This is a genomic window from Brevibacillus centrosporus (genome assembly GCF_003710815.1).
In the GTDB taxonomy this organism is placed as follows: domain Bacteria; phylum Bacillota; class Bacilli; order Brevibacillales; family Brevibacillaceae; genus Brevibacillus; species Brevibacillus centrosporus.
In genome coordinates this window covers 223,873-250,430 of sequence record NZ_RHHP01000015.1, presented here as the reverse complement: position 1 = coordinate 250,430, position 26,558 = coordinate 223,873, and the positions used below count along the sequence as shown (strand labels likewise).

Annotated in this window: 26 protein-coding genes and 1 riboswitch; of the genes, 10 read left to right on the top strand and 16 right to left on the bottom strand. The window is 51.2% G+C overall.

Annotated elements, in window-relative coordinates; translation table 11 throughout:
• Positions 1 to 120: 120 nt before the first annotated feature.
• Both EDM55_RS15230 and EDM55_RS15225 read right to left on the bottom strand, forming a co-directional pair.
• The gene (locus EDM55_RS15230; RefSeq protein WP_092268801.1) at positions 121 to 519 is read right to left on the bottom strand and encodes a hypothetical protein; all 399 of its coding nucleotides are present in this window, start codon (positions 517 to 519) and stop codon (positions 121 to 123) included.
• A gap of 170 nt (positions 520 to 689) precedes the next feature.
• A complete protein-coding gene (locus EDM55_RS15225) occupies positions 690 to 923 on the bottom strand; it encodes a hypothetical protein (RefSeq protein WP_092268799.1) in 234 nt (77 codons plus the stop codon).
• A gap of 225 nt (positions 924 to 1,148) precedes the next feature.
• Between EDM55_RS15225 and EDM55_RS15220 the strand changes: the two genes are divergently transcribed.
• Both EDM55_RS15220 and EDM55_RS15215 read left to right on the top strand, forming a co-directional pair.
• Positions 1,149 to 1,241: a YjcZ family sporulation protein gene (locus tag EDM55_RS15220; RefSeq protein ID WP_092268797.1), complete on the top strand. Its 93-nt coding sequence runs from the start codon at positions 1,149 to 1,151 to the stop codon at positions 1,239 to 1,241.
• A gap of 171 nt (positions 1,242 to 1,412) precedes the next feature.
• Positions 1,413 to 2,525, top strand: a complete 1,113-nt coding sequence (locus EDM55_RS15215; protein WP_092268795.1) for an aminopeptidase — start codon at positions 1,413 to 1,415, stop codon at positions 2,523 to 2,525.
• Between the two features lie 430 nt (positions 2,526 to 2,955).
• On the opposite strand, the gene EDM55_RS15210 is transcribed toward EDM55_RS15215, so the two are convergent.
• Positions 2,956 to 3,495 carry a PadR family transcriptional regulator gene (locus tag EDM55_RS15210; protein ID WP_092268793.1) on the bottom strand — a complete coding sequence of 180 codons (540 nt, stop codon included), beginning with the start codon at positions 3,493 to 3,495 and terminating at the stop codon, positions 2,956 to 2,958.
• Between the two features lie 293 nt (positions 3,496 to 3,788).
• Here EDM55_RS15210 and EDM55_RS15205 point away from each other — a divergent pair, with 293 nt between their 5' ends.
• Positions 3,789 to 4,403, top strand: coding sequence for a trypsin-like peptidase domain-containing protein (locus EDM55_RS15205; RefSeq protein WP_122960671.1), 615 nt, complete (start codon positions 3,789 to 3,791; stop codon positions 4,401 to 4,403).
• Here the strand turns inward: EDM55_RS15205 and EDM55_RS15200 are convergent.
• Positions 4,293 to 5,417 (bottom strand): YheC/YheD family endospore coat-associated protein, encoded by a 1,125-nt coding sequence (locus tag EDM55_RS15200; RefSeq protein WP_122960670.1) that lies wholly within the window; start codon positions 5,415 to 5,417, stop codon positions 4,293 to 4,295. The genes EDM55_RS15205 and EDM55_RS15200 overlap by 111 nt on opposite strands.
• Before the next feature lie 228 nt (positions 5,418 to 5,645).
• On the opposite strand from EDM55_RS15200, the gene EDM55_RS15195 reads away from it, so the two are divergent.
• The 3 genes from EDM55_RS15195 (at position 5,646) to EDM55_RS15185 (ending at position 7,836) form a co-directional block, all read left to right on the top strand.
• On the top strand, positions 5,646 to 5,966 hold the full coding sequence (locus EDM55_RS15195) for a winged helix-turn-helix transcriptional regulator (protein ID WP_092268787.1): 321 nt from the start codon (positions 5,646 to 5,648) through the stop codon (positions 5,964 to 5,966).
• Positions 5,967 to 6,078: 112 nt separating this feature from the next.
• Positions 6,079 to 7,536: a recombinase family protein gene (locus EDM55_RS15190; protein ID WP_122960669.1), complete on the top strand. Its 1,458-nt coding sequence runs from the start codon at positions 6,079 to 6,081 to the stop codon at positions 7,534 to 7,536.
• Positions 7,537 to 7,539: 3 nt separating this feature from the next.
• A complete protein-coding gene (locus EDM55_RS15185; RefSeq protein ID WP_122960668.1) occupies positions 7,540 to 7,836 on the top strand; it encodes a S1C family serine protease in 297 nt (98 codons plus the stop codon).
• Positions 7,837 to 7,940: 104 nt separating this feature from the next.
• On the opposite strand, the gene EDM55_RS30295 is transcribed toward EDM55_RS15185, so the two are convergent.
• Positions 7,941 to 8,087: a hypothetical protein gene (locus EDM55_RS30295; protein ID WP_170184463.1), complete on the bottom strand. Its 147-nt coding sequence runs from the start codon at positions 8,085 to 8,087 to the stop codon at positions 7,941 to 7,943.
• 62 nt (positions 8,088 to 8,149) lie between these two features.
• Positions 8,150 to 8,431 carry a DUF2325 domain-containing protein gene (locus EDM55_RS15180; RefSeq protein ID WP_092268781.1) on the bottom strand — a complete coding sequence of 94 codons (282 nt, stop codon included), beginning with the start codon at positions 8,429 to 8,431 and terminating at the stop codon, positions 8,150 to 8,152.
• 317 nt (positions 8,432 to 8,748) lie between these two features.
• Here EDM55_RS15180 and EDM55_RS15175 point away from each other — a divergent pair, with 317 nt between their 5' ends.
• The 3 genes from EDM55_RS15175 to EDM55_RS15165 all read left to right on the top strand — a co-directional run bounded on the left by EDM55_RS15175 (position 8,749) and on the right by EDM55_RS15165 (position 11,818).
• Positions 8,749 to 9,351 (top strand): IMEF encapsulin system ferritin-like cargo protein, encoded by a 603-nt coding sequence (locus EDM55_RS15175; protein ID WP_122960667.1) that lies wholly within the window; start codon positions 8,749 to 8,751, stop codon positions 9,349 to 9,351.
• A gap of 33 nt (positions 9,352 to 9,384) precedes the next feature.
• Positions 9,385 to 10,233 (top strand): family 1 encapsulin nanocompartment shell protein, encoded by an 849-nt coding sequence (locus tag EDM55_RS15170; RefSeq protein ID WP_122926168.1) that lies wholly within the window; start codon positions 9,385 to 9,387, stop codon positions 10,231 to 10,233.
• A 130-nt stretch (positions 10,234 to 10,363) separates the two neighbouring features.
• Positions 10,364 to 11,818 (top strand): HD-GYP domain-containing protein, encoded by a 1,455-nt coding sequence (locus EDM55_RS15165; protein WP_122960666.1) that lies wholly within the window; start codon positions 10,364 to 10,366, stop codon positions 11,816 to 11,818.
• Between the two features lie 82 nt (positions 11,819 to 11,900).
• On the opposite strand, the gene EDM55_RS15160 is transcribed toward EDM55_RS15165, so the two are convergent.
• The 5 genes from EDM55_RS15160 to EDM55_RS15140 form a co-directional block, all read right to left on the bottom strand.
• Complete coding sequence (locus EDM55_RS15160; protein WP_122960665.1) at positions 11,901 to 13,115, bottom strand: aminotransferase-like domain-containing protein; 1,215 nt, start codon at positions 13,113 to 13,115, stop codon at positions 11,901 to 11,903.
• A gap of 339 nt (positions 13,116 to 13,454) precedes the next feature.
• Entirely contained in the window at positions 13,455 to 14,078 is a 624-nt protein-coding gene (locus EDM55_RS15155) for a metallophosphoesterase (RefSeq protein ID WP_092268771.1), read from the bottom strand.
• Between the two features lie 6 nt (positions 14,079 to 14,084).
• Positions 14,085 to 15,215 (bottom strand): ABC transporter ATP-binding protein, encoded by a 1,131-nt coding sequence (locus EDM55_RS15150; protein WP_092268770.1) that lies wholly within the window; start codon positions 15,213 to 15,215, stop codon positions 14,085 to 14,087.
• Positions 15,212 to 16,906, bottom strand: coding sequence for an ABC transporter permease (locus tag EDM55_RS15145; RefSeq protein WP_170184464.1), 1,695 nt, complete (start codon positions 16,904 to 16,906; stop codon positions 15,212 to 15,214). Before EDM55_RS15145 ends, EDM55_RS15150 begins: the two co-directional genes overlap by 4 nt.
• A gap of 9 nt (positions 16,907 to 16,915) precedes the next feature.
• Positions 16,916 to 18,052, bottom strand: coding sequence for an extracellular solute-binding protein (locus tag EDM55_RS15140; protein WP_122960664.1), 1,137 nt, complete (start codon positions 18,050 to 18,052; stop codon positions 16,916 to 16,918).
• 155 nt (positions 18,053 to 18,207) lie between these two features.
• Here EDM55_RS15140 and EDM55_RS15135 point away from each other — a divergent pair, with 155 nt between their 5' ends.
• Positions 18,208 to 19,107, top strand: a complete 900-nt coding sequence (locus EDM55_RS15135; protein ID WP_122960663.1) for a LysR family transcriptional regulator — start codon at positions 18,208 to 18,210, stop codon at positions 19,105 to 19,107.
• 316 nt (positions 19,108 to 19,423) lie between these two features.
• Here the strand turns inward: EDM55_RS15135 and EDM55_RS15130 are convergent, their stop codons facing one another.
• From EDM55_RS15130 to EDM55_RS15110, 5 genes are all read right to left on the bottom strand, one after another.
• Positions 19,424 to 19,894: a hypothetical protein gene (locus EDM55_RS15130; RefSeq protein ID WP_122960662.1), complete on the bottom strand. Its 471-nt coding sequence runs from the start codon at positions 19,892 to 19,894 to the stop codon at positions 19,424 to 19,426.
• A 267-nt stretch (positions 19,895 to 20,161) separates the two neighbouring features.
• Positions 20,162 to 21,340 (bottom strand): pyridoxal phosphate-dependent aminotransferase, encoded by a 1,179-nt coding sequence (locus EDM55_RS15125; protein ID WP_092268765.1) that lies wholly within the window; start codon positions 21,338 to 21,340, stop codon positions 20,162 to 20,164.
• A 91-nt stretch (positions 21,341 to 21,431) separates the two neighbouring features.
• A riboswitch (SAM riboswitch) is annotated at positions 21,432 to 21,549 on the bottom strand.
• A 59-nt stretch (positions 21,550 to 21,608) separates the two neighbouring features.
• On the bottom strand, positions 21,609 to 22,841 hold the full coding sequence (locus tag EDM55_RS15120; protein WP_122960661.1) for an efflux RND transporter periplasmic adaptor subunit: 1,233 nt from the start codon (positions 22,839 to 22,841) through the stop codon (positions 21,609 to 21,611).
• A 55-nt stretch (positions 22,842 to 22,896) separates the two neighbouring features.
• A complete protein-coding gene (locus EDM55_RS15115; protein ID WP_122960660.1) occupies positions 22,897 to 26,031 on the bottom strand; it encodes an efflux RND transporter permease subunit in 3,135 nt (1,044 codons plus the stop codon).
• Positions 26,028 to 26,489 (bottom strand): MarR family winged helix-turn-helix transcriptional regulator, encoded by a 462-nt coding sequence (locus EDM55_RS15110; protein ID WP_122960659.1) that lies wholly within the window; start codon positions 26,487 to 26,489, stop codon positions 26,028 to 26,030. Before EDM55_RS15110 ends, EDM55_RS15115 begins: the two co-directional genes overlap by 4 nt.
• Between the last annotated feature and the right edge of the window lie 69 nt (positions 26,490 to 26,558).

The window sequence follows — 26,558 nt, the reverse complement described above, 5'->3', positions numbered from 1 at the left end:
AAAACTTGGCTCCGCCCAGCTTGACGGTGGAGCCATAGTTGCACTTATACTGGCTAAGAATCTTATAAATTCTTACTGTACAAAGAAAAGACGCCTCTTCCGGCGCCCCTCCCCCTTCGTTTACACCATGATTTTTGTCAGTCTTTCACGCAACTCCAGCATCCAGCTCTCGTCTCCTAGTGACTGTGCCAATAGGAATAAGTCCAAAAGCTCGTTAACCCGCTCACCCAAGACATCGCGTACGGATGAGTCCAGACCTTCATTGGCAACCAAAACCAATATATTGGATAACTCTGACATTTCTTCGAATTCGATCGCCTGACGCTCAGGATGCTGCCCCAAGTCCTCCATCAGTGATTTCAGATCGTCTTTAATCACATCAACCACCTGGGAATGGGCGCAGCAGTCGTCCACGCAGACGTGCACTGGTACGTTCATGATCTTGACCCGTTTGCGGTACACGACGTTGCGCAGCACGATTTCCATGTCTTTTCCGCAGCGGCTGCATTTCTTCTGCATCTTTTCACCTCTATTCCACATATGTATACCTCTGTACTATTCGTGAAACTCTTCTTCAATCCTGCTAAACCCTAAGTGGTACATGGTGGATACAGAGGCAGATAAAGAAAAGCGATGCCTTGTGGAGGCACCGCTTTTTTCAGGTCATATCCCTTGGTTTTAAAGACAGGTTAGGCGTAAATCGCATTCACTTTTTCACAGTGAGGGCAAACAGCGACCTTGCCTGCGTGGCCTGCTTCATCTTCCACTCGGTACCCGGTAATGCGCTCGGAGAAGCAAAACAGACATTCCGTATTGAAATCCATATCGTATTGCGCTTTCCAGACGATGGATTTAAAATCTTCCCCTACATTAATGGTGATGGGTACGAGATCGTGTTGGAGGCTGGACAATGATCTTTGCATGTATTTAACATCCTTTCGCTATTGCAAAGTCTTTTGGTATCCTCTAGCTTTTCCTGCTTTTCAGAATAATAAACATCGAAACGCTTACAGATTCGAAATCTTGGCCGCCCTCCAAAAGAATCTTCCCAAAAATGGGCATATGCCCGTATCGGCGCTGTGCGAAAACCCATATGTTATGGGTGTAAGCACAAGAGGCTTAACACATTAAAGGAGGATGTTTCTCATATGAGTAGCATTTTTAACGGCGGTTTCGATGGATTCACTCTTGTACTGATTTTGTTCATCCTGCTGGTAATTGTAGGATGCGGCTGCGAATAAATCAGTCTGGATTAACCAGGAACATTTAGGTACGGTGCTGCATATACATTAAAACCGAATCCTGTTAAGCGCGTTTCTACGCACGCTACCCATTCACGTGGGTAGCTTTTTTGTGTGCGTGTTGTGTACAATACATACTGAATGATATGGAAAGCGAGGGATACTCTTCCTATGAAAGATTCTCGTATCGAACAACTGGCAGATGTACTGGTGAACTACTCCACTACCGTGCAGCCCGGTGAAAACGTATTGATTTACGCGATCGGCCAAGTTCATGATTTGGTGAAAGCTGTCATCAGCAAGGTATACGAAGCAGGCGGCCACCCTTATGTGCAGCTGATCGACCAAACGATCCAGCGTGAGCTTCTGCTTGGAGCAAATGAAACGCAGCTGGGTGTCATGCGCGATGCGGATGTCTCCTTTATGAAAAAAATGGACTGCTACATCGGGATCCGTGGCGGCGATAACATCAGCGAGCTGGCAGACGTCCCTGGTGATAAAATGCAGCTGTACTCCAAGCTGTTGATGCGTCCGGTTCTGGACGTACGTGTACCGGAAACGAAATGGGTCGTGCTCCGCTACCCGAATCCATCCATGGCGCAGCTCGCCAACATGAGCACGGATGGCTTCGAGGATTTCTATTTCAAGGTGTGCACGTTGGATTACGGCAAAATGGACAGTGCGATGGACAGCCTGGTCGAGCTGATGGAAAAGACAGACAAAGTCCGCCTGACTGGTCCTGGCACCGACCTGACTTTCTCCATCAAAGGAATTCCCGCCATCAAATGCGCTGGAAACGCCAATATTCCTGACGGGGAAGTGTTTACAGCGCCTGTGCGCGATTCGGTAAACGGGACGATTTCCTACAACACTCCTTCGCCGTACCAAGGCTACACCTACGACAATATTAAGCTGACTTTCAAGGATGGCAAAATCATCGAGGCTACTGCCAACGATACGGAAAAAATCAACGAGGTATTCGATACGGATGAAGGCGCTCGTTACGTTGGGGAGTTTGCCATTGGAGTGAATCCTTTCATCCAAAACCCGATGAAAGACATTTTGTTTGACGAAAAAATCGATGGCAGCTTCCACTTTACCCCAGGCCAAGCCTATGACGAAGCGTTCAATGGCAACAAATCCTCCATTCACTGGGATCTCGTCATGATCCAGCGCCCTGAATGGGGCGGCGGAGAGATCTGGTTTGATGATCGTCTGATTCGCAAGGATGGACGATTTGTGATTCCAGAGCTCGAGTGCCTCAATCCGGAAAATCTGAAGTAAGACGGCAAGCCGAAAAAGGGAAGCACTCTCCCCTAGGGCAAGCATGCGGCAATCAAAGCGACCTGAGTCCGATATTCAAACGGGCTTTGGTCGCTTCATTTTTGTGGAACAGAATGTAGGCGATCCGCACTAACAAGAGGACGAAACAAGATAAAAGCCCCTGTATGCACAGGAGCTTTTGGATGTTGTGCCTTCTTTATTGCCTGCTCCAAACCGCCCTCCCCTTGCTCCTAGTGCCCGAATTGTAACGGATGTGACTCCCGGAGGTACGACCCTTTTCCCCATAAAAAAACGCGGGAGGAATTACCCGCGTTGCTTGAAGGAAAATCCCCCCATCATAGACATAGTAAGCGCTTGCTCCTTTCTGTCTACAATGAGGGGATCCTACCATCTAGTCTTCACTTTTGGTTTGGCATAAACTTGGCTTGTGTTAGTATGAACCTGAGTAAGCGGGCTGTTTCAGCAGAGTAGACGACTTTTGTTCCAGGAACGCAATCGTCGATTCCAAATGGTGAATCGTATATTCCCAGCAAAAGCGCTGATACTCGTCAAAAGAGGCTTCCAGCTTTTTAAAGGTAGAAAGGCTTTGCTGCAAGACCTGGCGCTGGACTTCGATACAGCTCTCCATCAATTCCTTCTGTTCCTTTTCATTGCGGCTCTTTCCGAAGAAGATTTTAACCAGCATATCGGAGCGGAGAACAGCAGGAACGATCGGCGTCTGAATCTCCTGCAGGAAGGTTTCTTTTCCGAGCTCTGTAATGCGGTACAGAATTTTGTTTGGTTTGCCGGATTGAATGATTTCCTGCTTCGTCACGTATCCTTCTTCTTCCAGCTTGCGCAAAGCTGGGTAAATCGCCCCGAAGCTTGCATCATAAAAGAAGCCAATACTGTTGGTAAATGCCTGCTTTATATCGTACCCACTCATCTCACCATAGCTCAAAAAGCCAAGTATGATCGTTTTTACATCCATCTCTTCGCATCCTCCATTACCGTTCTTTTCTTTTCTCTCTGTGTCGGCTCGGGCAGATCGATTCTCTACGCTTTGCGAGTATCCGCGCAGCCTTTATGTTCAAAATATTCTTTAACTAAATGTATTATAATTCGATTCTAATAATTATACCAATGCTATTTCTTTATTATATCAATCAAAAATAATGATATATAAACAGTGATATATGCTCGAAGCTAGGAAAATTGGGCTTCCCTCCACAATCCACTCCCCATAAGATGATACATACCTATCTGCTGTAGGGGGAGAAATCGGTGAAAAGTAAAAAATGGTCCCAATATACGCGGGTAAAGTACCCCGTGAGCAGCAGCAGTTTGCATCCCTTCAACTTTTTTGTGCCCATCGTGGAACGAGTCCAAGAGGGAGTGGTCTCCATCGTCACCGAGGACGCTCCCCATTCCAAAAACATGGATTCCTTGATACGCAGCCTGATTAATGAAGAAGAAACACCATCCACCACGGAGCGCAGCTTTGGTTCAGGCTTCCTTTTTCATCCCAAAGGGTACATCCTGACCAGTGAGCATGTCATCGGTAAATCCAAAAATATTTACGTCAAGCTGATTAACGGCCGTGTATTCGAAGCACAACGGATTCTGTCCGATCGTGTGCGGGATTACGCCGTGATCAAAATCGATGCAGACTGCAAGCTGTACCCACTGGCTTTAGGCAACTCCAGCCATACCAAGGTAGGCGAATGGGTCATCAGTGTCGGTTCCCCACTTGTCGCCATAGAGCCAAAAAGCGCAGCAAGGTCAGCCTTACCTTCGCCGGCGCGAGGACAGCTCCACCTCTTTGGTCAGCCTCTTCGTTTTTTCCTCAATCAGGTAACAGGCATATTGTACGGGTCTGCAAATGGCTTCCGCGTATAAATCCAGTGCGCCCATCTGCTGGAATACTTCGCGGCCAGGCTTTGGATTGACCTCTATCAGCCACGTTTTGCCCTGCACATCTACCCCGATATCAAGTCCGAATTCCATCATGCGGCCAAAATGCTCTTCCAGAACCATCGCTACCTGATGGGCCATATGGTGACATTCCTGAAGAATCTTTTGAGCCCGCTCCTCGCCAAAGCGCCTGGAAACTAACAGATGAAATGGAAGGGCCTTGCCTCCTCCGTGCAAATTGGACGTCGAGCTCCCCTTCTCTCCCACCCGGACAGCGCATCCCGTCACCCGCCATTCGCCTTTCTTATCCTTTTGGATCAACAGGCGCACATCCGTGACACGATCGGGCACAAGCTCCAAATCCAGTCCTTGCTGCAACAAAAAATTGCCGTCGCGAATGCGCTGCTCGTTTACCCAGCGCTTGACCCATTTACCGACTTCCGCAGGATCGGATAGGCTCGCCGTCTTGCGGGCATAGTTTTTGTCACGTCCAGACAGCTGATACTTGCTGCCGCGTTCCGCGACCTTCAGAATGCTTTTGCCTCCTGTGCCATTCCCGGGCTTCACATAAAGAATCGGATGCTTTACCAGCATCGTCTTCAAGGTGGCGGGAGCATAGACATGAGTCTCCGGGATCCAGCGCTTCACCCGTGCATCCTTTGCGAGTAGCTGGGTAACCCGCCATTTTTTGCTGAAAGGGCTATTGGCAAAATCAAAAAGCCCGCCGTGTCGCAGCTTCATATATTCAGGCACGCGTCTGCGGTACCGATCGATCACAATTTGCGGCCAAGCAAACCAGCCGCTCTCCCATCCCCCTGACTCCTTTGGGACAAATCCTCTGATTTTCTTTTCGCTGGCGAACACGTCTTGATGGGAGAAAACAAATATCTCAGCCCCCAGCAAGTGACCCGCATGAACCAGCCTTCTCAGATACTCCGGTTCTCCGAAGCGCTTCCCCTCTCTCCAAGCCAAGATGCCGATGATCTTTTTGGGTGACATACCCGCACTCATCCCTTCTCTTTTTCATAGTGTATGTGCACCTTGCCCGGCATTGGCACAGCCTAACGGGAAACAGGCTTGGACCTGCCGCTTATTGGGTGCATAGCCTATCCGCTTTTAGGCGAACATGAGTAGAAATGCAAGGGTAAACTTATGTTACTTACTTTTTTCAAGTCCATGTGCTACAATAAAGATCAATTCAAACATGTTTGGTAGAGGTGACTCGTCATGAATCAGGATTTTGCTGGCGAACACATGTGTCCGAAATACGAAGGGGCGATCAACGTCCTGGGAAAACGCTGGACTGGCTTGATCCTCCATGTTCTGTTGCGCGGTGCGGTACGCTTTAAAGACATCCGGGAAATGGTTCCTCAAATGAGCGATAAAATGTTGTCCGAGCGGTTAAAAGAACTGGAGGAATTGGAAATTCTGGAACGGAAAGTGTATCCAGAGATTCCTGTTCGCATCGAATATACCCTAACGGAAAAAGGAAAAGACCTGCGTCCCGTCATTGAATCCATTCACGAATGGGGTCAACGGTGGATGTAGTCCCCCGCCTCGTCTCCAAGATGAGCTGCGGGGCTTTTTTTATTTGTCCAGGCATAAGCAAACCCTTCCTGCTGTAGACTCTAGCAACGTTGCAGCCACAGGAGGGAAGCTCATGCGAACAGCTGTCTATATACGTGTCAGCACGGAGGACCAGGCACGCGAGGGATTTTCCATTCCTGCCCAGCGAGAAAAGCTGCTCTCTTACGTTCATTCTCAGGATTGGACGCTCAGCAAGCTTTACGTGGATGAGGGCGTCAGTGCCAAGGATACCAACCGGCCAGCGCTGGCAGAACTTTTACAAGATGTCCGAAGCGGAAAAATCGATGTCGTCCTCGTCTACCGTCTAGATCGGCTCACGCGGTCTGTGCTCGATCTGTACCAGCTTCTGCAGGAGTTCGAACGCTGCAGCGTGCATTTTAAGAGCTGTACAGAGGTCTACGATACGACTACAGCTATGGGAAGGCTATTCATTACTTTGGTGGCCGCACTCGCGCAGTGGGAACGGGAAAATCTAGCCGAACGAGTCAAGCTCGGCATGGAGCAAATGGTCAAGGAAAGAAAGCGCCCCGGTGGTCCCCCGCCCTTTGGCTATGTGCTCGTCGATGGAGCCCTGCAGCTGCATCCGGGGGAAGCTGGCACCGTTCACACGATGTTCGAACAGTACCTACAGGGAGCATCCCCGCGCCAAATTGCGGAACAAGCGAACAGCTTAGGGGCGAGGGGCAAAAATGGAGCCCCCTGGTGCGCAAGTGCCGTTTTACGCCTGCTCAAAAATCCAGTCTACTATGGGGCGCTGCGTTGGAATCATGCTGACTCTACCCAGCGTCAAAATCCCCCTGAGGATTGGCTCCTCGAGGAATCCACACATCCGGCAATCGTCGATGAGCATACCTTTCTTCAGGTCCAGCAAAAGATCCGCGACAGGAGCTCCCGGCATCCTCGCGTCCTCGCATCCTCTTTTCTTTACTCCGGCCTGCTTTACTGCTCCCACTGCGGCTCTCCCATGCGCGGAAAGGTGACACGCTCGCAGACAGATGCAGGAAATAAAAACGCACACATCTACTACGTTTGTTCCGCCAAGCACGATGCCTCCTGCCCCTCTGTCGCCCTTCGCGAGGATCGGGTGGAGAAGGCCCTCCTGCAGCAGCTCATGCAGTATCCGAAAGAATCTCGGGAAGCAGCTGCGACTGTCCAATCGGCAGAAGGCAGCAGCCAGCAGCAAGTCGAGGCACACAAAGAAAAAACGCTCTCGCAAAAGCGAAAGCGCTGGGAAGATGCTTATGAGAATGGCTTGATTTCCTTGGACGTTTTTCGATCCAAGCTGCACGAGCTAACATCCCAAGCCATACCGCCATCCCCTGCCAAAGCAGAGGCCGAGTCAACTGTACCCGATAGTACGAACAAAGAAAGCTTCTTGACGAATTGGGATATGATCTGGAATTTCGCGACTCGCGAAGAAAAAAGGCAGCTCACTACTCAGCTCATTGCACGTATGGAAGCACAAGCCTGCTCGCAAATTGCCCATCAAAGAAATCGAGAAGTCATTCTGACCGATCTGCAGTTTCGCTGATGCATGCTCGTTTTTGCCTCTACGGGAACAAGTGGCTCCCCACTTGGTTTGGAAAATTCGGTCACTGCTGGTATCATCAGCGCAAAAAACAGAAGATTGCAGGTAGCCAAACGTTTGTATGAAGAAATCTTTCAGACAGATGCCGCCATCAATCCGGGCAACAGCGGCGGACCGCTCATCAATCTGAACGGAGAAGTCATTGGTCTAAACGCCTTTATCATCCAGTCCAGTCAATGTCTTGGCTTTGCCATCGGGATTGACGCCCTGAAATCCCAGCTGGAGCAATATGCGTTCAAATAAGCCGCTTGCATGGACCCATTCGTGAAAAAGTAAACTTGGCTGCGCCACAGCGGCGTAGCCTATGCCAAAAGGGTACACATATAGACATATAGGAAAAACCCCGTCTAGCGGGACGGGGCTTGTTTCTCGTATGCGATCAGATAAACATTTTGACCATCTGAATTGATTTGTTCCTCAGCCTGTTTGAGCTGTTGCAGCTGTGCATTCGACAGTTGCGCAAGAGGCAATTCATGCAAGCGATTTTGTTCCATAGCACATTCCTCCGTTGGTATCAGACTCGTAGGATAGTCTGTCCACCACCGATGATATGTATTTACGCTGTCATGTGAAAAGCCTTGGCAATAGCCGAACACGAGCGCTTACAAAAGAGAATGGGCAGCTCCCGGTCTTTTGCCTGGCTCTTTACGGTTTTAGCCAGATTGTGATTGACGTAGTCAGTCAGCACCAGGATCATATGTGTACCCGTTGGTATTTTCACTCCGGTTTGCGAGCTTTTTCTTCCCGTTACGTGATGGATTTCTTGGAATCCCCTCTCTTGCAAGAACTCGATAATATTCCCGAGGCGATCCCCGCCAATGACTAGAATGGATGACATAACCGTGTTACCTCCCTAAATTTTTGATTGTGTATGTGATCTATGCGGATTCTCAGTTATTCAATTGATAATGAATATCACTATTATTGATAAATATTATCATTCCCATTTAGGTTTGACAATACTCTCCACGATATCTTTTTTGTAAAATAACAAAACTTAATAAAACCTTGGATTCAGAGCTTGAATTGTACGGAAAAGGAACGGAAATCCTTTTTAAGTAGAACAAATCCAGGAAAATGTACATACGTCTTGCCCGGTGTATTTTTCCAAATGTATAATGAAGAAATAGATCACTTGTGAGGAGGTGGCGTAGGGTGCAAGACTTTACACAACTGCACACCATTTTTGATCGCACTAGAGGCTACATCAATCGCTTCATGGGCATCATTCAGCCGATTATTGACGCTGCCCAGGACGAGCACACTCGTCTGTACTACCATCACATTCTTGAAGAAGAAGAACAACGCATGGGACGCCTGCAGCAGCTGGTTCCTCATCTAGAATCTTTGTCTGCCGAGAAAAAGTCAGATCAATTGAGTGACCGCGAGCTGTCCCAGTTGCTTTCTGATATTAATCTGGAGCGCTTCGGACTGCACAATTTCCGTGAGCACCTGGAGCTTTCCCTGTACGAATTTCGGGATGACGAGACGCGCATGGAGCTCGATGGCATGCGTGAAAAAACACATGCAGACTATCTGCAGGTGAAAGACATCATGAGCAAGCTCAGTGAGCGCTTTTCCGATGTGTATACCACGGATCTCACTGATCACGATGAAGGCCACGATGTTCATCAGGTTGATCACCTGAAAGCATCGGCGAGCGCGCCTTTGGGCGTAGCATCCGTGATCACCCATCCACAGGCCCCTGTCTCTGGTAAAAAGGGACTGACGGTGGGCAGCTTAAAAGGTCTTCATTAATAGAACGATCCTGTATGACTTGGAGGTAACGCTATGGACAAGCTTCGTAAATACCCGGATTCTCCCCTGACGAACGAAGAATGGAACCAACTGGACGCAACTGTTATCGACATGGCTCGCCGTCAACTGGTTGGCCGTCGTTTTATCGATATCTACGGACCATTGGGTGAAGGGATTCAGACCATCACCAACGATGTTTATGATGAGTCCCGCTTCGGTGGATTGAGCCTGCGTGGTGAGTCGCTGGAAATGACCCAGCCTAGTCGCCGTGTCAGCATGACTATCCCGATCCTGTATAAAGACTTCATGCTCTACTGGCGTGATGTCGCGCAAGCTCGTACACTGGGCATGCCACTCGACATGAGTGCGGCTGCCAATGCAGCTGCCGGCGGCGCCCTGATGGAAGACGATCTGATTTTCAATGGCGCTGCAGAATTCGATCTGCCGGGCTTGATGAACGTGAAAGGACGCCTCACCCATCTGAAGAGCGACTGGATGGAGTCCGGCAATGCATTTGCCGACATCGTGGAAGCTCGCAATAAGCTGCTGAAAATGGGTCACAGCGGTCCTTATGCACTCGTAGTTTCTCCTGAGCTGTACGCCCTGCTGCACCGTGTACACAAAGGAACAAACGTACTCGAGATCGAGCACGTGCGCAATCTCGTAACAGACGGTGTTTTCCAATCGCCAACGATCAAAGGACGCAGCGGTGTCCTCGTCGCTACTGGCCGCCACAATCTCGACTTGGCCATCGCGGAAGATTTCGACTCTGCTTTCCTCGGAGACGAACAAATGAACAGCCTGTTCCGCGTCTATGAATGCGTGGTCCTTCGCATTAAGCGTCCAAGTGCGATCTGCACACTGGAAGAGACAGAAGAATAAGGTTTGCCATCAGCTAGGAACTTAAAAAGGCGGATCAATTGACTAAGCTTAGCAATTGGTCCGCCTTTTTCCATAAAGAGATGAGATAGGAGTACTGGTGATATTTTCTTGAAGTGGGTGACTGTTTTTCATGTTCTTTCGCAGCTATTTGGGTCCTGTCTTTGCCGCAATCGTTCCCCTTTTGTTCTTTACGTTTTTACGAATGAACGAATCACTTGATCCGTTGGTCGTTTTGCCAAAGGGGCATTTTTACATCGTCACCTGTGTAGCCCTTCTCGGCGCCCTGTTTGCCATCTCAGTCGGTGTCGCTGGTTCACGCTTGCGCAATAGCAAAGTAAAAGTCCTGTCCCTGGCCTTTCTCTCACTCGCAGCTGCTTTTGCCGTCCATGGATTATCCACACCCAATTTTTTGCTTCATGCGACCCACTTGCCTGGAGTTGCCGCGCAAATCAGTATTTTCCTTGCTGCCTTTTGGCTATGGCTGTCTTCTTTTCCCGCCGATCATCGGTGGAGCGAAATCCTATCTCGTGGGCACCGCCTTCTGCTTCCCGTGTGGACCGTGCTTTTGCTCAGCGCGGGGATCGTCAGTATGCTGTTTCCTCATTTAGCCGATTGGATTCAAGTGGATTCTAGACCCGTCAACGTGCTGTTAACGAGCACCATCGTACTTTTCAATACGATCACCATGTATCGTTACTATCGTTCCTACAAGTATTCTCAGTTTCCCCTCCAGCTCTCCATCGTTTACAGCGCAGGTTGGCTGATCACCTCGCAGCTCATCATGCAGCTGGGCGAATCCTGGCGAGTCAGCTGGTGGATCTATCATTTTCTGCTGCTCGCGTCCATGATCGTCATGATAACAGGGCTGTACCGGCAATACGCATTGAAGCACTCCTTATCTGATGCGATACGTGCCTTGTTTACGACAGATCCGATTGAGCGGATAACGAACTGTCTTTCTCCGAGTGTGAAAGCACTGATTGTGGCTACGGAGAGCAAGGATCGTTATACGGCCGGCCATAATTTTCGCGTGGCACTTTATGCGCTTAAGCTGGCAGAAGAGCTGCGTCTAAGGCCAGAACAGCTGCGCGCCGTTGCACAAGGTACCATTATTCACGACATTGGCAAAATCCAAATTCCCGACCCCATTCTCAACAAGCCAGGAAAGCTCACCCCAGGCGAACGAGAGGTGATTGAAAAGCACACCGTTCGTGGCTATGAAATGTGCAAGAACCTCGGCTTTATGAAAGACGAGCTATCCATCATTCGCTCGCACCACGAAAAATGGGATGGCAGCGGCTACCCAGACCAGCTCCAGGGTGGACAAATCCCCTTCATGGCTCGGATCGTTGCCGTCGCCGATGTGTATGATGCCCTCACTTCCAATCGCGCTTATCGGACAGCTTGGTCCCATGAAGAGGCCATTTCCTTTTTACAGAAAAACAGCGGCACTCACTTTGATCCCAGCTGTGTAGAGGCATGGATTCAACTGTGCGACAGAGACTCCTCTGTCTATCAATACCCGGCAATGATGATTCACGAGGATTCTGCGATGGTGTCCACTGGGGAGAGCAAATTTGTGTAAGCTAGAAAGCTAGCTTCGCGTACCTCTGCCTGCACAAAAAAAGACAGCCATGCTAGGCTGTCTTTTTCGCTTTGCTTATTGCTTATGCTTGTGTCACTGCTTGATTTTGCTGCTGGTATTGAGCCAAGGCTTTGCCCAGTCGGGTAATGGCCAGCTCTGTATCTTCCTTGTTCAGCAGCGTGTAGTTCAGGCGTATGGTGTTGGATTTTGCTTCTTCCGCATAGAACGGTTTGCCTGGAACGAATGCCACTCCTTCTTTTACGCAGAGAGCCAGCAGCTTCTCGGAGTCGACATTTTCAGGCAGGTTTACCCAGAGGAACATACCACCACGTGGCTTTTCCCATGTAACGCCAGCCCATTGCTGCTTCGTCATCAGCTCGTGCATCCACTCCATGCGCTCTTTGTAAGAGGCGCGGATTTTGGCAATATGCGATTCCAGATCAAATTGGGACAATAGCTGGTGCAGCGCAATCTGGTCGATCGTACTCGATTGCAGATCCACTGCTTGCTTCGCTTTGACCATCATCTGGATCACACGCGTGTCGCCAATCGCCCATCCTGTACGCAGACCAGGGGCAACGATTTTGGAAAATGTACTGGTGTAGACTACACACGAATCAGTCGGATGCTCATCGAGTGAGAAGATGGAGCGATATGGCGCGTTTCCATCAAACTGGATTTCACCGTAAGGGTCGTCTTCCAGAATCAAAATGTCGTTTTCCTTACATTGTTTCAACAAACCGAGTCGGCGTTCCATAGACCACACTTTGCCAGTCGGGTTGGCGAAGGTCGGGATGACGTACGCCATTTTCGGACGGTACTTCGCGATTTTGGCTGCCAAGTCCTCCAAATCCATTCCTTCATCGTCTCCGTCCACCGGAATGGCGCGAATACCACGAAATTGGAACAGTTGGACCGCAGCCAAGTAAGTAGGGTTTTCTACCAGCACGACGTCGCCTTCGTCCAAATAGACTCGGCAAAGCAAGTCGACGGCCTGCTGGGAGCCGGTGGTGAGCAGCATATTGTCCACGCCAACATTCATCTGTTTCTGTTTCATGCGTTCAGCTACCCACTCACGCAGCGGAAGATAGCCGTCAGTCAAACCATATTGCAAGGCTTTTGCTCCCAAATCAAATGAACGATCAAAAGCTTCACGCATTTCTGCGATTGGAAATGAATCCTCTGCTGGTAAGCCTCCAGCGAGCGAGAGTACTTGATTGCCTTGGGTCAGCTTCAAGATTTCCCGGACAGCCGAGGAGGATAATGCTTCTACTGATTTTGAAAAGGAATACTCCATGTTCCGTTCCCCCTTGATTATACTTTGAAAAACGTCTCGGCGTTTCTCAGTAATGTGGATGCAACCGTTCGTGTTCAACGAAAACGGTCACGGTCAATTTTGTTTATACTTGTTTTATCACTGTCTACTGGCAATGTCCAATGCTCACTTACTATGAGGGGATAGGTTTTGGCTATGTCGAGCGATCGTTCGATCGGATTGCAAATACGTGGTAGATCAATTAAAAGGGCTTAAGTCCAGTGCGAACCCGAACCCAAGCCCTTTTATTTGCTCGAAAGTATGTTCATACAAAACAAGCCAATCATGCGTCACTGCTTTCACATGAATTTCTCTGAACTGCTACCAGCTGCTCAGACGAGTGTCCTGGTAAAGCCTTTGCTTTTCAGTCGAGCAAGAGTAGGCGCAGCGATTGGTCAAATCGACGAGTGTCAGCCGAATATGATGCTTCGCGCCCGTATCAATGCCGATGCGCCCCGGCTGACACCAGATCTCGCCTTCCTTTGCTCCCATCACATGCGTCGGCGTGTGCCCGAAAATGATTTTCTGCGGCAGTGTTTGCTCCGCCCCCCAGAAGTCTTTTCGGATCGTCAACAAGTCCTCTCGCGTTTGCTCGCTGATCGGGATATGAGGCCGCATGCCAGCGTGAACAAAGATATAATCTTCATCTGTCAAGTAGGTCGGCAATGTTTGCAGCCACTCCCCTATCTCCTGCCGGTAGCTGCTGCCTTTCTCATGAATGGTTTCCAAATACCACATCTCCAGATTGCCGATGATGGCTTTTGCCCCTTGCTGGACTCTTTCGCGGATGTAATCGAGTGATTTCCATGTCCTTGGATCTTTGTCGATGTAATCCCCTACGAAAAAAAGCTTGTCAGTCTGCGGTTGATAGCCGGCTTTCTGCAGGAGCAGCTTCACTCCTTCCACATGACCATGGATGTCTGAGATAGCCAAGATGCGTGACATAGCGATCTACCTTTCGTCTATTTGCGGATAGAGATACGCTGCTGACCTAGGAAGCAGCAGCCACCCTTTCTTACCTGATTCTATGCACCTGGAATGAAAATAGGTAACTTGCTGCTCATCCTGCGTCTGGGCAAGGATTCGCCATCGGCTGCCCTCGAAGGTACTGTGGACGACACGAGCCGCCAGCTGGCTGCATATGCCATCCCCCATTTCCCCATCCGTTTTTCTCGCCCAAGCTGCGGCAGTCCATGGCTCCTCCTGCCAGAGCAGATCTTCTGGGCGGCAGAGCAAATGAACGACGGATTCAGACTGAAGCACATGCTGGCCTGGGATGATACCCGTCAACACGGATTCTCCGATGCGAGCAGCCGGCTGATGCTCATGAAAGACAAATTTGCCTGTCAGCTGATTCCCAGCTCCGAGTAGCGCCGCTGCCGACTGGGTAGCCGGGTAAGAGTAGCAGGAGGCTGCATCAGCGATCTGGTCGATGGCACCCGAGCGCATGATAATCAGGCGGTCCGCCATCGCAAAAGCTTCATCCGGGTCATGGGTGACGTGAAAGACCGTCGTTCCGAGCCGGCGAAACAAATACGCCATCTCCGTGCGCATCGCGATTCGCAGCCGCATATCCAGGTTGGACAGCGGTTCATCTAGAAGCAACAGGTCCGGCTCCGTCGCCAAAGCCCTTGCGATGGCAACACGCTGCTGCTGTCCTCCCGACAGCTGTGGCGGCAAGCGGTGCTCGAGACCCTGCAGTCGTAAAAGCGCCATCAATTCCTCGATTTTTTTGCGAATGTCCACTGCCGCCATTTTTTTGCGCGTAAGCCCATACGCGATATTGTCAAATACGTTCATATGCGGCCACAGAGCATAATCCTGAAAGACCATATTGATGTTGCGCTTCTCCGGCGGCACGAGACTTTTGGCAGTCGCCACCGTCTTTCCACGCAGCACGATTTCACCTGCATCCGGCTGCTGTAGACCCGCTATGATTTGCAGCAAAGTCGATTTTCCGCAGCCCGATGGACCCAAAACACTGATGATTTCTCCCGGCGCCACGGAAAACTGGATGTCGCGCAGGGCGTCATGCTTGCCAAAGCTTTTTTGCACGCCGCGAACCTCTAGTAGTGGAGTCATGAGATCTCCCTCCCCGATGTCATATTCTTCGGCTTGAACAACCATTCCATCACCACGATGATGACGACGACGATCCCGCCGCCAGTCAGCGTTGCAGCAGCCGCATACGCGAATTTCAGGTCCTCGAACGCTTTATTGATAAAGACAGGCAACGTCATAAAATCCGGTGGATACAGAATCGACGTGGACGCCAGATCAAAGACACTGCTGCCAAAAGCAGCCAAACCAGCTGAAACCAGCGACCCTCTGATCAGTGGCAGGAGAATTCCCTGTATCCTTTGACCAAAGCTCGCGCCTTGCATCTGCGCGGCGTTTAGCAGCTGACCCGGCACTTTTGCCATCGCCCCTACAATAATTCGCGTGATGATCGGAATGGCACCAGCCACACTTGCCAGCACCAGGATCCACGGTGTTCCGTACAAAAGCAGGCCAAGTGGCTCCAGCCATTTTTGGTTCCAGACGAAGATATAGCCAATCCCCAATACGACCCCAGGTACTGCCAAGGACACCAAAGACATCACATCTACCATCCTGCGATACGTAAAGCTCGAGTACGTCAGCACATACGCCACCAAAAACCCAATGACGAGGCCAACAATTCCGGCGGTTGCGGCAATGCTCAGCGAATGAAGCAACCCGTCCAGCAGCGCACCGGCATTTTCAAGCAACGCCGCATAATGACGCATCGTCAAACTCGTAAAGCTGGCAGCGCCGGATGTATCGGAAACGGACATAAAGGCATTTGTGCCAAAAGGAATTCCGATGACAACCAGCAAAAAACACACATTGAGGATCGTCAGCAGAACTCCTCCTCGCACCGGCTTCTGTGGCTTTCTGCGAATCGCCCGCGACGAGAGAAAATCAAATCGCGATTTGCGCATGACAAAGAACTGCACAGTCATCGCCAAAACGATGAACAAAACCAAGTAGAAGGACAGGATCCCTGCCATATCAAAACGAATCGGTGACGTATACAGAGCCGAATAGATGGAATAAGGCAGCGTTGGAAAGCGAAAGACCGTCGCGATGGAGGCCGGCAAGCCGAAATCCCCGATGGTATCCATGAAAACCAGCATCGCCCCCGAACAAATCGCTGGCAGCAGCAGTGGAAATTCGATCGTTCGCCACGCTGTCCAGGCAGAGCTGCCGCATAGGCGGGCCGCCTCCCCCAATCGATCCACCTTCCATTCCAGAGCGCTTGCGATCGCCAGGTAGGCAAGCGGAAATTTACTCAGAGCCATGACCAGTACCAGCCCGCTCGGTTGAAAGATGAACCCGCTAACCCAGTGCCAGCCCAGCCAATTGCTGGCGAGCCCGTCAGCAGCAGCGAACATCACCCAGCCTTGCGCGAGAATAAAGGAAGGAGTAATGATCAAAATCCACACGGCAAAGTCCAAGAGCCGTGCCGTTTGGAAATCCCATCTGGAGCGTACGACAGCTAATAATCCTCCCAGCAGCGTCGCAAAGATCGTCGTGCCTATCCCCAGGAACAGCGAGTTTTTCATCGATGCCAGCCATAGCGGTCTATGGAAAACCTCCAGCAGCAAGGACAGATCGCCTACATTCCACTGGCCAAAGAAAACGCCAGGCAGCAAGACCTGAATGATAACGGCGGCGAGGGGCAGCAAAATGAGTAAAAAGAGGAGGGCCAGCACGAGCCAGCCCGTCCGATTCCCATATGATCCGAACATCCTCATCGATTACTTCACCGCTTTGTCTGCAAACCACTGCTTGATTTCCGCTTCGTGCTCGGCTGCCCACTCTGGATCGGCTACAACGAGCTTCGCCTCAGCGGCACGATCACTTTTCGGCTTTACGCCTTTTGCAGACGGTTCAAAGTAGCTCTCTTCTCCCTTGTCGATCAGTTCCTGCTGCACCTTTGGATCGAGGATGAACTCGACAAACGCTTTTGCGGCTTCCACGTTTTTCGTGTCCTTCTGAATCCCTGCTACGCGAACGGAAGCAGGTGCTCCCTCTTGCGGCCATACGATCTCGACTTGCGCTTTGTCGTTTTTCATGCCGTACGCATTGCTCTCCTGAAGGGCCGCGGCCTTGATTTCCCCACCTGTCAAAGCTTTTGCCACATTGGGATTCTTCGGATAGACATGGGTGCCGTTCTTCAGGATTTGGTCGAAGTACGCTTTTCCTCCCTCCATCCCACGCTGTTCAAAGAACCAGGCGACAAAGGGATATGCAGGTGCTGCTACCGCAGGGTCAGCCATGCCGAGCAGATTGGCAAACTCCGGCTTCACCAGGTCATCCCACGATTTGGGCGCTTTGTCCGCTGAAACCGCTTTGGTGTTGTAGATCAAGACGGAAGCTGCATGAGCGCCTGTCGGGTAATACGTTTTATTGGCCGGGATCATTTTTTGATAAGCATCGGTCAAATTATCCGCATTTTTCGGCGTCCAGCCTTCGAGCAGCTGACCGTTTTTGCCTAGCTGATGGATCGATGGCATTGCGTCCATCCACACCACATCCCAATGCGGGTTCCCTTTCTCCGCCTCAATCCTGGACATGATTTCGGCACCGTTCCCCGCTACGACTTTCAGCTTGTAGCCTGTTTCCTTTTCAAACATGGGAGCAATGATTTCATCAAAGTCATTTAAGTAAACGACCAGTGGCTCACTGGATTTGCTGTCCGCGCTGCTAGCAGGCTCACTTGCAGCTGGCTTGCTGGCTGCCTCTGTTTGATTGCTCGTCGCAGTCGCTGACGAACCGGATGCACCGGAAGCATTTTGTCCTGACGGGCTTTGCCCACATCCTGCAAAAACCAGCGTTGTTGAGACAAGCAGAGTGAATAGTGCGAGTTTGTTGCCCATTGTTTTACGAATCATCAAGGATAGCCTCCCACGTCATTTTCTTCTCACCAACCACTCTACGGCATTTATGTAAGAGGAAAGTAAACGGGATGCTAAGGTTGTGTTAAATAGACTCTATGTTTATTGATACCTCCATAGAGACTGTCTATACTGGCTGTGGAGGGATGGCCGTGAACATTCAGCAATTGCGCGTATTTGCCGTCGCAGCCCAGTGCCGGACGCTAACAGAAGTAGCCGAGGAGTTAAGGGTCAAGCAGCCGACCATCAGCTTTCATTTGAAAAAGCTTGAGACCGATTTGGGGGTCGAGCTGTTCTACAAGCAGCCTAGGCAGCTGCGCCTCACCGAAGCAGGGATGGCCATGCTGCCCTATGCACGGAGAATTACGACCTTACTGGATGAGGCAGAGCAGCTGGTGCAGGAGTATCGGGAAGGAGGCAGAGGGACGCTGAAAATCGGCGCGAGCTACACGCCAGCCACCTATTTCTTGCCTCCGTTTTTAGCAGACTTTCAAGCGATCTATCCAAACGTACTGCCCATGCTGACCGTGAAAAAGGCAAAAGCCATCATGGAGCTCTTGCTCGACTTTGAAATTGACGTCGCCATCGTCTCGCTGCCAGAGGGTCAGAAAGAAGGTCTGCATGTCATCCCCTTGATTGCCGACGAGCTGCGATTGGTGATGTCTCCCTCGCATCCGCTTGCCGCTAAAGAAGAGATCGCTCTGAGTGATTTGCGCAATGAACCCTTTCTCGTGCATGAGTACGGCTCCACTTCCAGAGAGCTGGCGGAGCTGTGGGCAGAAGAAAACCGGTTTCGCTGGAAAATTCGCATGGAGCTCGGTGCGATCGAGACGATCAAGGAATCGGTCAAGCACAACATGGGCATCAGCATTTTGCCTCAACGAAGTGTCATCCGCGAAAGCCAGCTGAAAGAACTGATCGTTCACGAGCTGCCGGGGTATGTCAATCGCCGCCATATCTGCCTCGTGTACCGCCAGGACGACATTATGGCGCAGCAGGTACGGACCTTTATTGATTTCATCCAGCGCAATGGAAAAGGAATCCAGCCATAAGGAAACCTCTATCGAGGCCTGTTCAAGGTGAAGCGACCGCGTTTTAGCGGTAAGTTTTACCGAAGGAATGCCAGAAGCGGACGCTGAGGCACTTCGCCATGCGCTCCGGAATTCATAAACGTAAACGCTTATAAATTCCTATACGTTAAGAAAACCTCTATCGAGGCCATCTCATGGAGGAGCGACCGCGATTTATCGGAAGGTTATTCATGCTGAATCAGGTAGATGGCTCACGTCTTTTATACTTTCTGATTCAGTAATAAAAACCTCTTTCCCTATGAGGAAAGAGGCTGGAAATTTATTGTATGTAGCTGTCTTAAGCGATGCGAACTACTTTTGACTTTTCCGCTTGTGGCAGGAAAGACAAGTCTACTTGCGCGTGAGCTTCTTCCAAGCCAACGTCTTGCGCGAGCAGCAGCGCTTCTTCCTGGAACGTCAAGGTACAGCTTCCTTCGTTCAATTCACATAGCCGTTTCAAACGCTTCATGCGATCAGCCTTTTTCTCCGCTCGCATGCAGTCATTGCGCAATTCACAGACGTTTACGTGGCGTGCATCCGCGATCATGCTCACATCGTCTACATGGACGATCAGCCGCTGTCCTTCTTCTGTAACAAAACCGATCGAGCAAAAATGCGCACCTGACATTTCCAAGCGAGTGAGAACGGCATTGCTATATACTTCTCCCGTACGCAGACGGATTGAGCTTGCTTCAATGGCCCCGCCTATTTTACGCTCGTTGGCGATCACCGTATACATATCCGTGTAACCGTTAATCTGATAGCGCATAGTACCCTCCTGCTTTGCCAATTGTTGTCGTTGAGACTAATTATCATTAACACTATTCATCGTATAATGAAAATCATTATCTGTCAATGCTGAGAATGATTTTTATTGAGAATGACAAACTCTTTTTTAAAATGCCCACTCTCATCCACCTTATTCTTCCTCCCTTCGGCAAGCGATGGGCATATGCCCGAAATTACTCCAACGAAAAAAAGACCGTCATCTCTGAGCTGCTCTTCCTCAGGGATAACGGTCTTTCTCGCTTTTCACTTAGGCTTTGGCAAAAATACCGAGCTGTTCAATTCGACGTACAGCCTCTGCCAATCGAGCTTCATCCGATAGAAGTGCAGCGCGAACGTAGCCTTCGCCGGTCGGTCCGAAGCCATTTCCTGGCGCCACGACGACATGGGCTTTTTCCAGCAGCAAATCGGAGAACTCTACGGAAGTAAAGCCACTCGGTACCGGCAGCCAAGCAAAGAACGAGCCTTGCGAAGGCTGAGCTTGCCACCCGATGCGGTGCAGATTGGAGAACAGCGCGTTGCGGCGGCCCTCATAAACCGCTACGAGATCGCGCACGCATTGCTGCGACTCTGTCATCGCTTTGGCAGCGGCCATCTGCACAGCACCGAACAAACTGACGAAATAATGGTCCTGAATCAGATTGATCAAGCGGACGAGCTCACGGTTTCCGACCATCGCACCGACGCGCCAGCCTGCCATGTTGTAGGTTTTGGACAGCGTATAAAACTCCACGCCAACTTCCTTAGCACCCGGTACTTGCATGAAGCTCACCGGCTTTTTCCCGTCGTAGCTGATCGCGCCGTACGCGAAGTCGTGACATACGACGATCTCGTTTTTGCGGGCAAAACGAATCGTCTCTTCGTAAAACTCAAACGGAGCGTTTACCGCTGTCGGGTTGTTTGGGTAGTTGAGGAACATCAGCTTCGCGCGATCCAAATCCTCCTGAGAAATCTGGCCGTAATCAGGCAAGAACTGATTTTCAGCGCGCAGTGGCATCATGACCATGCGTCCATCTACCACCGCCACGCCAGACCAGTAGTCCGGGTAGCCTGGATCCGGCACCAGAGCCACGTCTCCTTTGTTCATCAAGACCTGACAGATCTCTACCAGTCCTGTTTTGCTGCCGAACAAAATGGCTACTTCTTCTTCGGGATCGAGGTCAACATCGAACTCTTGTTTATACCAGTGAGCGACAGCCTGCTTCAGCTCGAGGCGACCGCTGAATGGCGGATATTTATGATGCAGCGGGAGTGCAGCGGCTGCTTGCAGCTCTTCTACGATATGGGCTGGTGTCGGCAAATCAGGATTGCCCTGGCCGAGATTGATGACATCATGTCCTGCAGCGATCACTTTGTTTACTTTCGCTACGAGTGTGGCAAAAAACTGTGTCGGCAGCCGATCGATCATGTCGGAGGGTTGGATACGCATCTGTCTTCATTTTCCTTTCTGTCGGGTAATGCTGGGAATGCAAAAAATCCCTTTTTCCTCACAGAAAAAGGGATAGATCAGCTTCGTCACGTCCTTATCTGTCAGGAATTCTCCTGCTGGAATTGGCACAGCATCTACTTCCCACTATGGGTGAGCAGATCCGCTGCCGGGCTTCATAGGGCCAGTCCCTCCACCTCTCTACATAAGTAAAGCACACGGAATATAATGTTTTGAATCTTCTTCATACTACTTGAGCACTACCGGTGTGTCAAGATCCTTGCTGAATTTGCACGGTCGCTCCGTCCTTGAGCAGCGTCTGTCCCCGCACTACGATCTGCTCTCCTTCTTTCACACCCGCGAGAATCTCGACGGCATCACTTGTCTCGACTCCCGTTTTGACCTCTACTTTTTTCGCAGTCAACTGGTCCAGCAGGTACACGTATTGTTTCCCGTTTTCCTCAAACACAGCCTTTCGCGAGATGACCAAGGACTGCGCAGATTGCTGCTGACCGAATTGGATGTTGACCACCATATCCGCTTTCAGTCGGTCATCCCGATTGGCGAGGGAGATCTCCACAGGGTAAGCCCGCAAATCCGGATTCATGACAGGGCTGATTGCCGTTACCGTCCCTTGCAAGCTTTGCCCGGTTGCCGTGAGCGAGACGTGGACGAGGTCCCCTGCCTTGACGGTCGCCATGTCTTTTTCCGATAGATTGGTCTTCGCGATCAAAGGATCTGTATCCACGATCGTCACGACAGCAGATTGAGGCGAGGCCATCTCTCCTGCAGAGCCGTGCACCTCCGAAATCGTCCCCGAAATAGGGGCGGCAATAACGGCATTTCCCAGCTGCTGACGCGCGTTTTCCAAGGCGACCCGCGCTTGCTCTACGGATGCCTCCGTGACTGCCACACCTGTTTTTTGTTTCGCGGTCGCGAGCGTCTGCTTGGCGGTATCATACGCGCTCTGTTCGTTCACCAAGACGGCTTTGACTTGTTCCAGCTGCTGGGCAGATACCGCCCCCTGATTGAACAGAGCAGAGATCCGCTCAAAGTCTCGTTTTGCATCGCTTACTGCCTGCTGCGCCGAAACGAGACCGCTTTGGGCTTGCTGCAGACTTTGCGTCGTGTTGGTCTTGCTTTGCTGCAAGGATGCCGCCGCCAGCTCATAGCTCGCCTGCGCTTCCTTCACCGCGTTTGCTAGATCCGTCTGATCCATCGTGAACAAGACAGCTCCTTTTTGTACCTGCTGCCCCAGCTTTACATGGACCATGCTGATTTTTCCACTCGCTTTTGGCGTGACTTCGACTGTCTCGCTCGGTGCCAGCTTTCCGGTTACCCCTGCGCTTGCTCCTACACTCCCTCGCTTGACGGTGTCGATCTGGACAGGGACGACCTTGGCCTCTTCCTGCTGAGGTGTCACCTGTGCCTCTTGGCTGCTACAGCCTCCGATGGCTACCGCAAAAGCCAGCAGCAGGCCGATTGTTGCCCCGCTTCTTTTCATTTTCTATCCTCCCTCTAGCAGGCGAGCCACCTCGTGTCCGCCTGCTTCTCCCGCATCATACTTCGGTACGAAGCTCGCTGCCTTTGGCTTTCTTCTGTTTACGCTTGCGATTTTTCAGCTTCCTGCCCAGGTCGTCAAACCAGGTATAGATTACCGGGATGAGTACCAGCGTGATCATGGTCGAGAAAGAAAGGCCATAGATCACCACAATCGCCATCGGTGCCTGCGATTCGTTGCCCTCGCCTCCGCCAAAAGCGAGTGGAGTAATCGCCAGAATCGTGGCAAGCGTGGTCATTAAAATGGGACGCAGCCGCAGGGGTCCTGCAGCGAGTATCGCATCGTTGCGCTCCACGCCTTTTTTTCGCAGCTGATTCACGTAATCAATGAGCACGATGGCGTTGTTGACGACGATTCCGATCAGGAGAATGTAGCCGATGAGCGCAGGTACGCTGAGCGGCTTACCGGTCACGAGCAGCCCGACTACGACACCGATGAAGGTCGGTGGAATCGAAAACATGATGATAAACGGTGTGAACAGCGATTCAAACTGGCTGGCCATAACCATGTAAACGAGGGCGATGGACAGGATGATCGCAAGTCCGAGACTGCCAAACGACTCCATCATTTCCTTGCTCTGCCCGCCAAACTCGATGCTGTAGCCATCCGGCAGAGTCAACGCATTCAGACGGGCTTGAATATCCGAGGAAACGGAGTTCAAATCACGCCCGACGAATTCTCCGGAGATTTTCACTTCACGTGTCTGGTTGGAGCGGGCAATCACCTGGGGCACTTCCTGGTTGACGATATCTGCGACAGAGGATAACGCGATCTGCGCCCCTCCTGATGTCGGGATGCGAAGCTGCTGCAGATAAGTGATGTCGTCCTGGTATTTACGCGGCATCATGACGCGGATATCGATCTGATCATCGCCTGTCTGAAATGTCGTGACGGTCATTCCATCAAAAGCAGTACGCACATTGGACAGCACCTGACTGGTCGTCAGTCCGTACAAGCCTGCCCGCGAGGCATTGACGATCACTTGCAGCTCCTGGCTCTTTTCTTCCATAGAGGAAACAATATTGCGTGTCCCTTCCACCTGCTTCATTTCCCCCGCGACAATTGCACTGATGTCTTCCAAAACAGCGAGATCGTCCCCGCGAACTGTCACTTCCAGCGGAGCCGTGACGGGTCCCCCTGACTGATCCAGCTCCTTTACCTCGATTTCAGGTCCAGAAATGTCGGAGAGCTGTTTGCGCAAAAGCTCCACGACCTGCTCCGTCGTGACAGTACGCTGCTCCTTGGGTACCAGTGACACCTGCAGCTGCGCCCGGTTGCTGGTGGACGTTGCGATAATGGAAGGCCCGCCGGACGACCCGATGGAGGTATACAGTTGATCGAGCTCGGGCAGCTGTTTGATTCGGCCTTCTACTTCCTGCACGACCTTTTCCGTCTCCTTTAGCAGCGTCCCATTTGGCATTTTGATGGAAACAGAGATTTTCCCCTGTTCGAGCTTGGGAATGAATTCCGCTCCGACGGCTCCTGAAAGGAACACGGCACCAACAAACAGCGCAATCGTGGCGGCCAATACTGTTTTCCGATGCGTAATAGCCCAACCGAGAAACCGTCCATACCGGCGAGCGAGCTTGGAGAAACCGATATGGAACCAAATCAGTGGATTGATGCCCCGATATTTCGCTCGCTCCTGCTCATCCATATGCGGAGTCTTTTTCAGCCAGCGGGCGCTCAGCATCGGAACCAGCGTCAGGGAGGCAAGCAAAGCTGCGATATGCGAGTACACAACCGTCAGGGCAAGCGGGCCAAACAGCTCCGAGGCGAGCCCTTCTACAAAAACGATGGGAGCAAAAACAGAGATTTGAGCGAGGGCAGATGCCATGACGGCGGTCCCGACTTCCTTGGAGCCGAGTCGTGCCGCTTCCATCATGCTTTTGCCTTGCTCGCGATAACGAAAAATGTTTTCGAGGATTACGACCGCAAAGTCAACGAGAGAGCCGAGTCCGAGCGTCAAGCCCGACAGCGAAATGAGGTTGATCGTCTGACCGGTAAAATACATCAGACAGAATGTGGCGATTACGGAGATGGGCAAAACGATCGCAATGATAATCATCGATCGGAAGCTGCCGAGGAACAGGAGCAAGACGAGGATGGAAAACAGACCGCCGATCAGCGCATGCTCGCCAACGGTGTAGATGGAATCCTTGATAAATTGGGACGAATCGAGAATCATCGAGATTTTGACGTTTTTGGGCAAGACGTTTTCCAGCTGCTGGAGCTCAGCTTTTACTTCATCTGCCACTTCAATGGTGTTTCCCCCAGATGCCTTGGTAACACTCAAGCCTACACTCGTCTGGCCGTCCAAGTACGTTTTTTGGGTGATTTCCTTGTATGTATCCGAAATGGTCGCAAGGTGCTTCAGAGCGATGGTTCCACCGGGCAGCCGGATGGGCGTTTCACCGATCTCCTGGACATTGCTGTACTCTCCATCGACCCGGATCGCCAGCTTCGTGTCTCCTTCCCGTATACTGCCAGAGGTACCAGAGAGGTTCGTCGCTTGCAAGGCTTGCTGCACCTGCTCGATTCCGATCCCGTAAGCCGCGATGCGGTCCGGATCAAGCACGACTTCGATGACCTGGTCTTCTCCGCCAGATACACCTACTGAGGCAATCCCGTCGATGCGCTCCAATCTCGGCTTGATGACATCCTCGGCCAAGGTCTTGAGCTTTGCGATGTCGCTCTCCCCGGTGACAGACAACGTCATGATCGGCTCGCTATTCGGATCGATCTTGATAATTCGCGGGGCGTTTGCGTTGTCAGGCAGTCTGCCGCGCACCTGATCTACTTTGTCCCTCATGTTCAAGGTCGCCTGGTCCATGTCGGTTCCCCAATTGAACTGCAGGATAACCTGAGAAGCTCCTTCTGCCGAGTTGGACATGATCTTGTCGACGTTGGCGACGGTTCCGAGTCCTTCCTCGATCGGCTTTGTCACCAGCTTTTCCACCTCGGCGGGTGTACTGCCTTCTACTGTCGTGACAACGACCGCTACCGGCAAGTTCAATTCCGGGTATAGCTCGACAGCCAGCTTGGGCAGGGAAACAAAGCCAAAGATGAGCAAGGCTAGCGCCATCATAAAAATAGTGACGGGGCGTTGAATGGAAAAACGTGACAGATTCATCTCGCATCACTCCCTCCCTTTTTCGGAAACGATTGTTGCCGCACTTCGAGATGCCTGGTCAAAAGCGCCAAGGACTCACTGGCCCTCTCCACTTCAGACGCCTCCATCGATGAGAAAAGCTCGGGGAAGTACTCGCCTCGCATGAACGGAATCCGGTTCTGGATCGCCTCGACGGAACCGACCAGCTCGACCCACACCATCCGTCTGTCCTGATGGTCGCGGGTACGTTCCACAAAACCATTCCGCTCCAAACGGTCGACGATTCCGGATACAGTGCTGTAGGAAAGGTCAATCATCCGGCTGATCTCCCCGATCGTCCTTCTGCCCTGCATGACTGGCCCCAGCACAAACATCTGCGGTACGGTCATCCCGCATGCAGCAAGCTCCTGCGCAATCACATCCAGATAGACCTTGTTGAGCTTTGTTAGACGCATTGCCATCCGCTTCTTATCGTCCATAGCAAGCACCCCACACTATTTCGCTTTACGAAATGATTATGTCACGCTTCAATATTTCGCATCAAGAAA

Bases quoted from the DNA above. Each gene is read 5' to 3' on its own strand.
- EDM55_RS15230 (WP_092268801.1), bottom strand. From the start codon at position 519: ATGCAGAAGAAATGCAGCCGCTGCGGAAAAGACATGGAAATCGTGCTG.
- EDM55_RS15225 (WP_092268799.1), bottom strand. From the start codon at position 923: ATGCAAAGATCATTGTCCAGCCTCCAACACGATCTCGTACCCATCACC.
- EDM55_RS15220 (WP_092268797.1), top strand. From the start codon at position 1,149: ATGAGTAGCATTTTTAACGGCGGTTTCGATGGATTCACTCTTGTACTG.
- EDM55_RS15215 (WP_092268795.1), top strand. From the start codon at position 1,413: ATGAAAGATTCTCGTATCGAACAACTGGCAGATGTACTGGTGAACTAC.
- EDM55_RS15210 (WP_092268793.1), bottom strand. From the start codon at position 3,495: ATGGATGTAAAAACGATCATACTTGGCTTTTTGAGCTATGGTGAGATG.
- EDM55_RS15200 (WP_122960670.1), bottom strand. From the start codon at position 5,417: ATGTCACCCAAAAAGATCATCGGCATCTTGGCTTGGAGAGAGGGGAAG.
- EDM55_RS15195 (WP_092268787.1), top strand. From the start codon at position 5,646: ATGAATCAGGATTTTGCTGGCGAACACATGTGTCCGAAATACGAAGGG.
- EDM55_RS15190 (WP_122960669.1), top strand. From the start codon at position 6,079: ATGCGAACAGCTGTCTATATACGTGTCAGCACGGAGGACCAGGCACGC.
- EDM55_RS15185 (WP_122960668.1), top strand. From the start codon at position 7,540: ATGCTCGTTTTTGCCTCTACGGGAACAAGTGGCTCCCCACTTGGTTTG.
- EDM55_RS30295 (WP_170184463.1), bottom strand. From the start codon at position 8,087: ATGGAACAAAATCGCTTGCATGAATTGCCTCTTGCGCAACTGTCGAAT.
- EDM55_RS15180 (WP_092268781.1), bottom strand. From the start codon at position 8,431: ATGTCATCCATTCTAGTCATTGGCGGGGATCGCCTCGGGAATATTATC.
- EDM55_RS15170 (WP_122926168.1), top strand. From the start codon at position 9,385: ATGGACAAGCTTCGTAAATACCCGGATTCTCCCCTGACGAACGAAGAA.
- EDM55_RS15165 (WP_122960666.1), top strand. From the start codon at position 10,364: ATGTTCTTTCGCAGCTATTTGGGTCCTGTCTTTGCCGCAATCGTTCCC.
- EDM55_RS15160 (WP_122960665.1), bottom strand. From the start codon at position 13,115: ATGGAGTATTCCTTTTCAAAATCAGTAGAAGCATTATCCTCCTCGGCT.
- EDM55_RS15155 (WP_092268771.1), bottom strand. From the start codon at position 14,078: ATGTCACGCATCTTGGCTATCTCAGACATCCATGGTCATGTGGAAGGA.
- EDM55_RS15150 (WP_092268770.1), bottom strand. From the start codon at position 15,215: ATGACTCCACTACTAGAGGTTCGCGGCGTGCAAAAAAGCTTTGGCAAG.
- EDM55_RS15145 (WP_170184464.1), bottom strand. From the start codon at position 16,906: ATGTTCGGATCATATGGGAATCGGACGGGCTGGCTCGTGCTGGCCCTC.
- EDM55_RS15140 (WP_122960664.1), bottom strand. From the start codon at position 18,052: ATGATTCGTAAAACAATGGGCAACAAACTCGCACTATTCACTCTGCTT.
- EDM55_RS15130 (WP_122960662.1), bottom strand. From the start codon at position 19,894: ATGCGCTATCAGATTAACGGTTACACGGATATGTATACGGTGATCGCC.
- EDM55_RS15125 (WP_092268765.1), bottom strand. From the start codon at position 21,340: ATGCGTATCCAACCCTCCGACATGATCGATCGGCTGCCGACACAGTTT.
- EDM55_RS15120 (WP_122960661.1), bottom strand. From the start codon at position 22,841: ATGAAAAGAAGCGGGGCAACAATCGGCCTGCTGCTGGCTTTTGCGGTA.
- EDM55_RS15115 (WP_122960660.1), bottom strand. From the start codon at position 26,031: ATGAATCTGTCACGTTTTTCCATTCAACGCCCCGTCACTATTTTTATG.
- EDM55_RS15110 (WP_122960659.1), bottom strand. From the start codon at position 26,489: ATGGACGATAAGAAGCGGATGGCAATGCGTCTAACAAAGCTCAACAAG.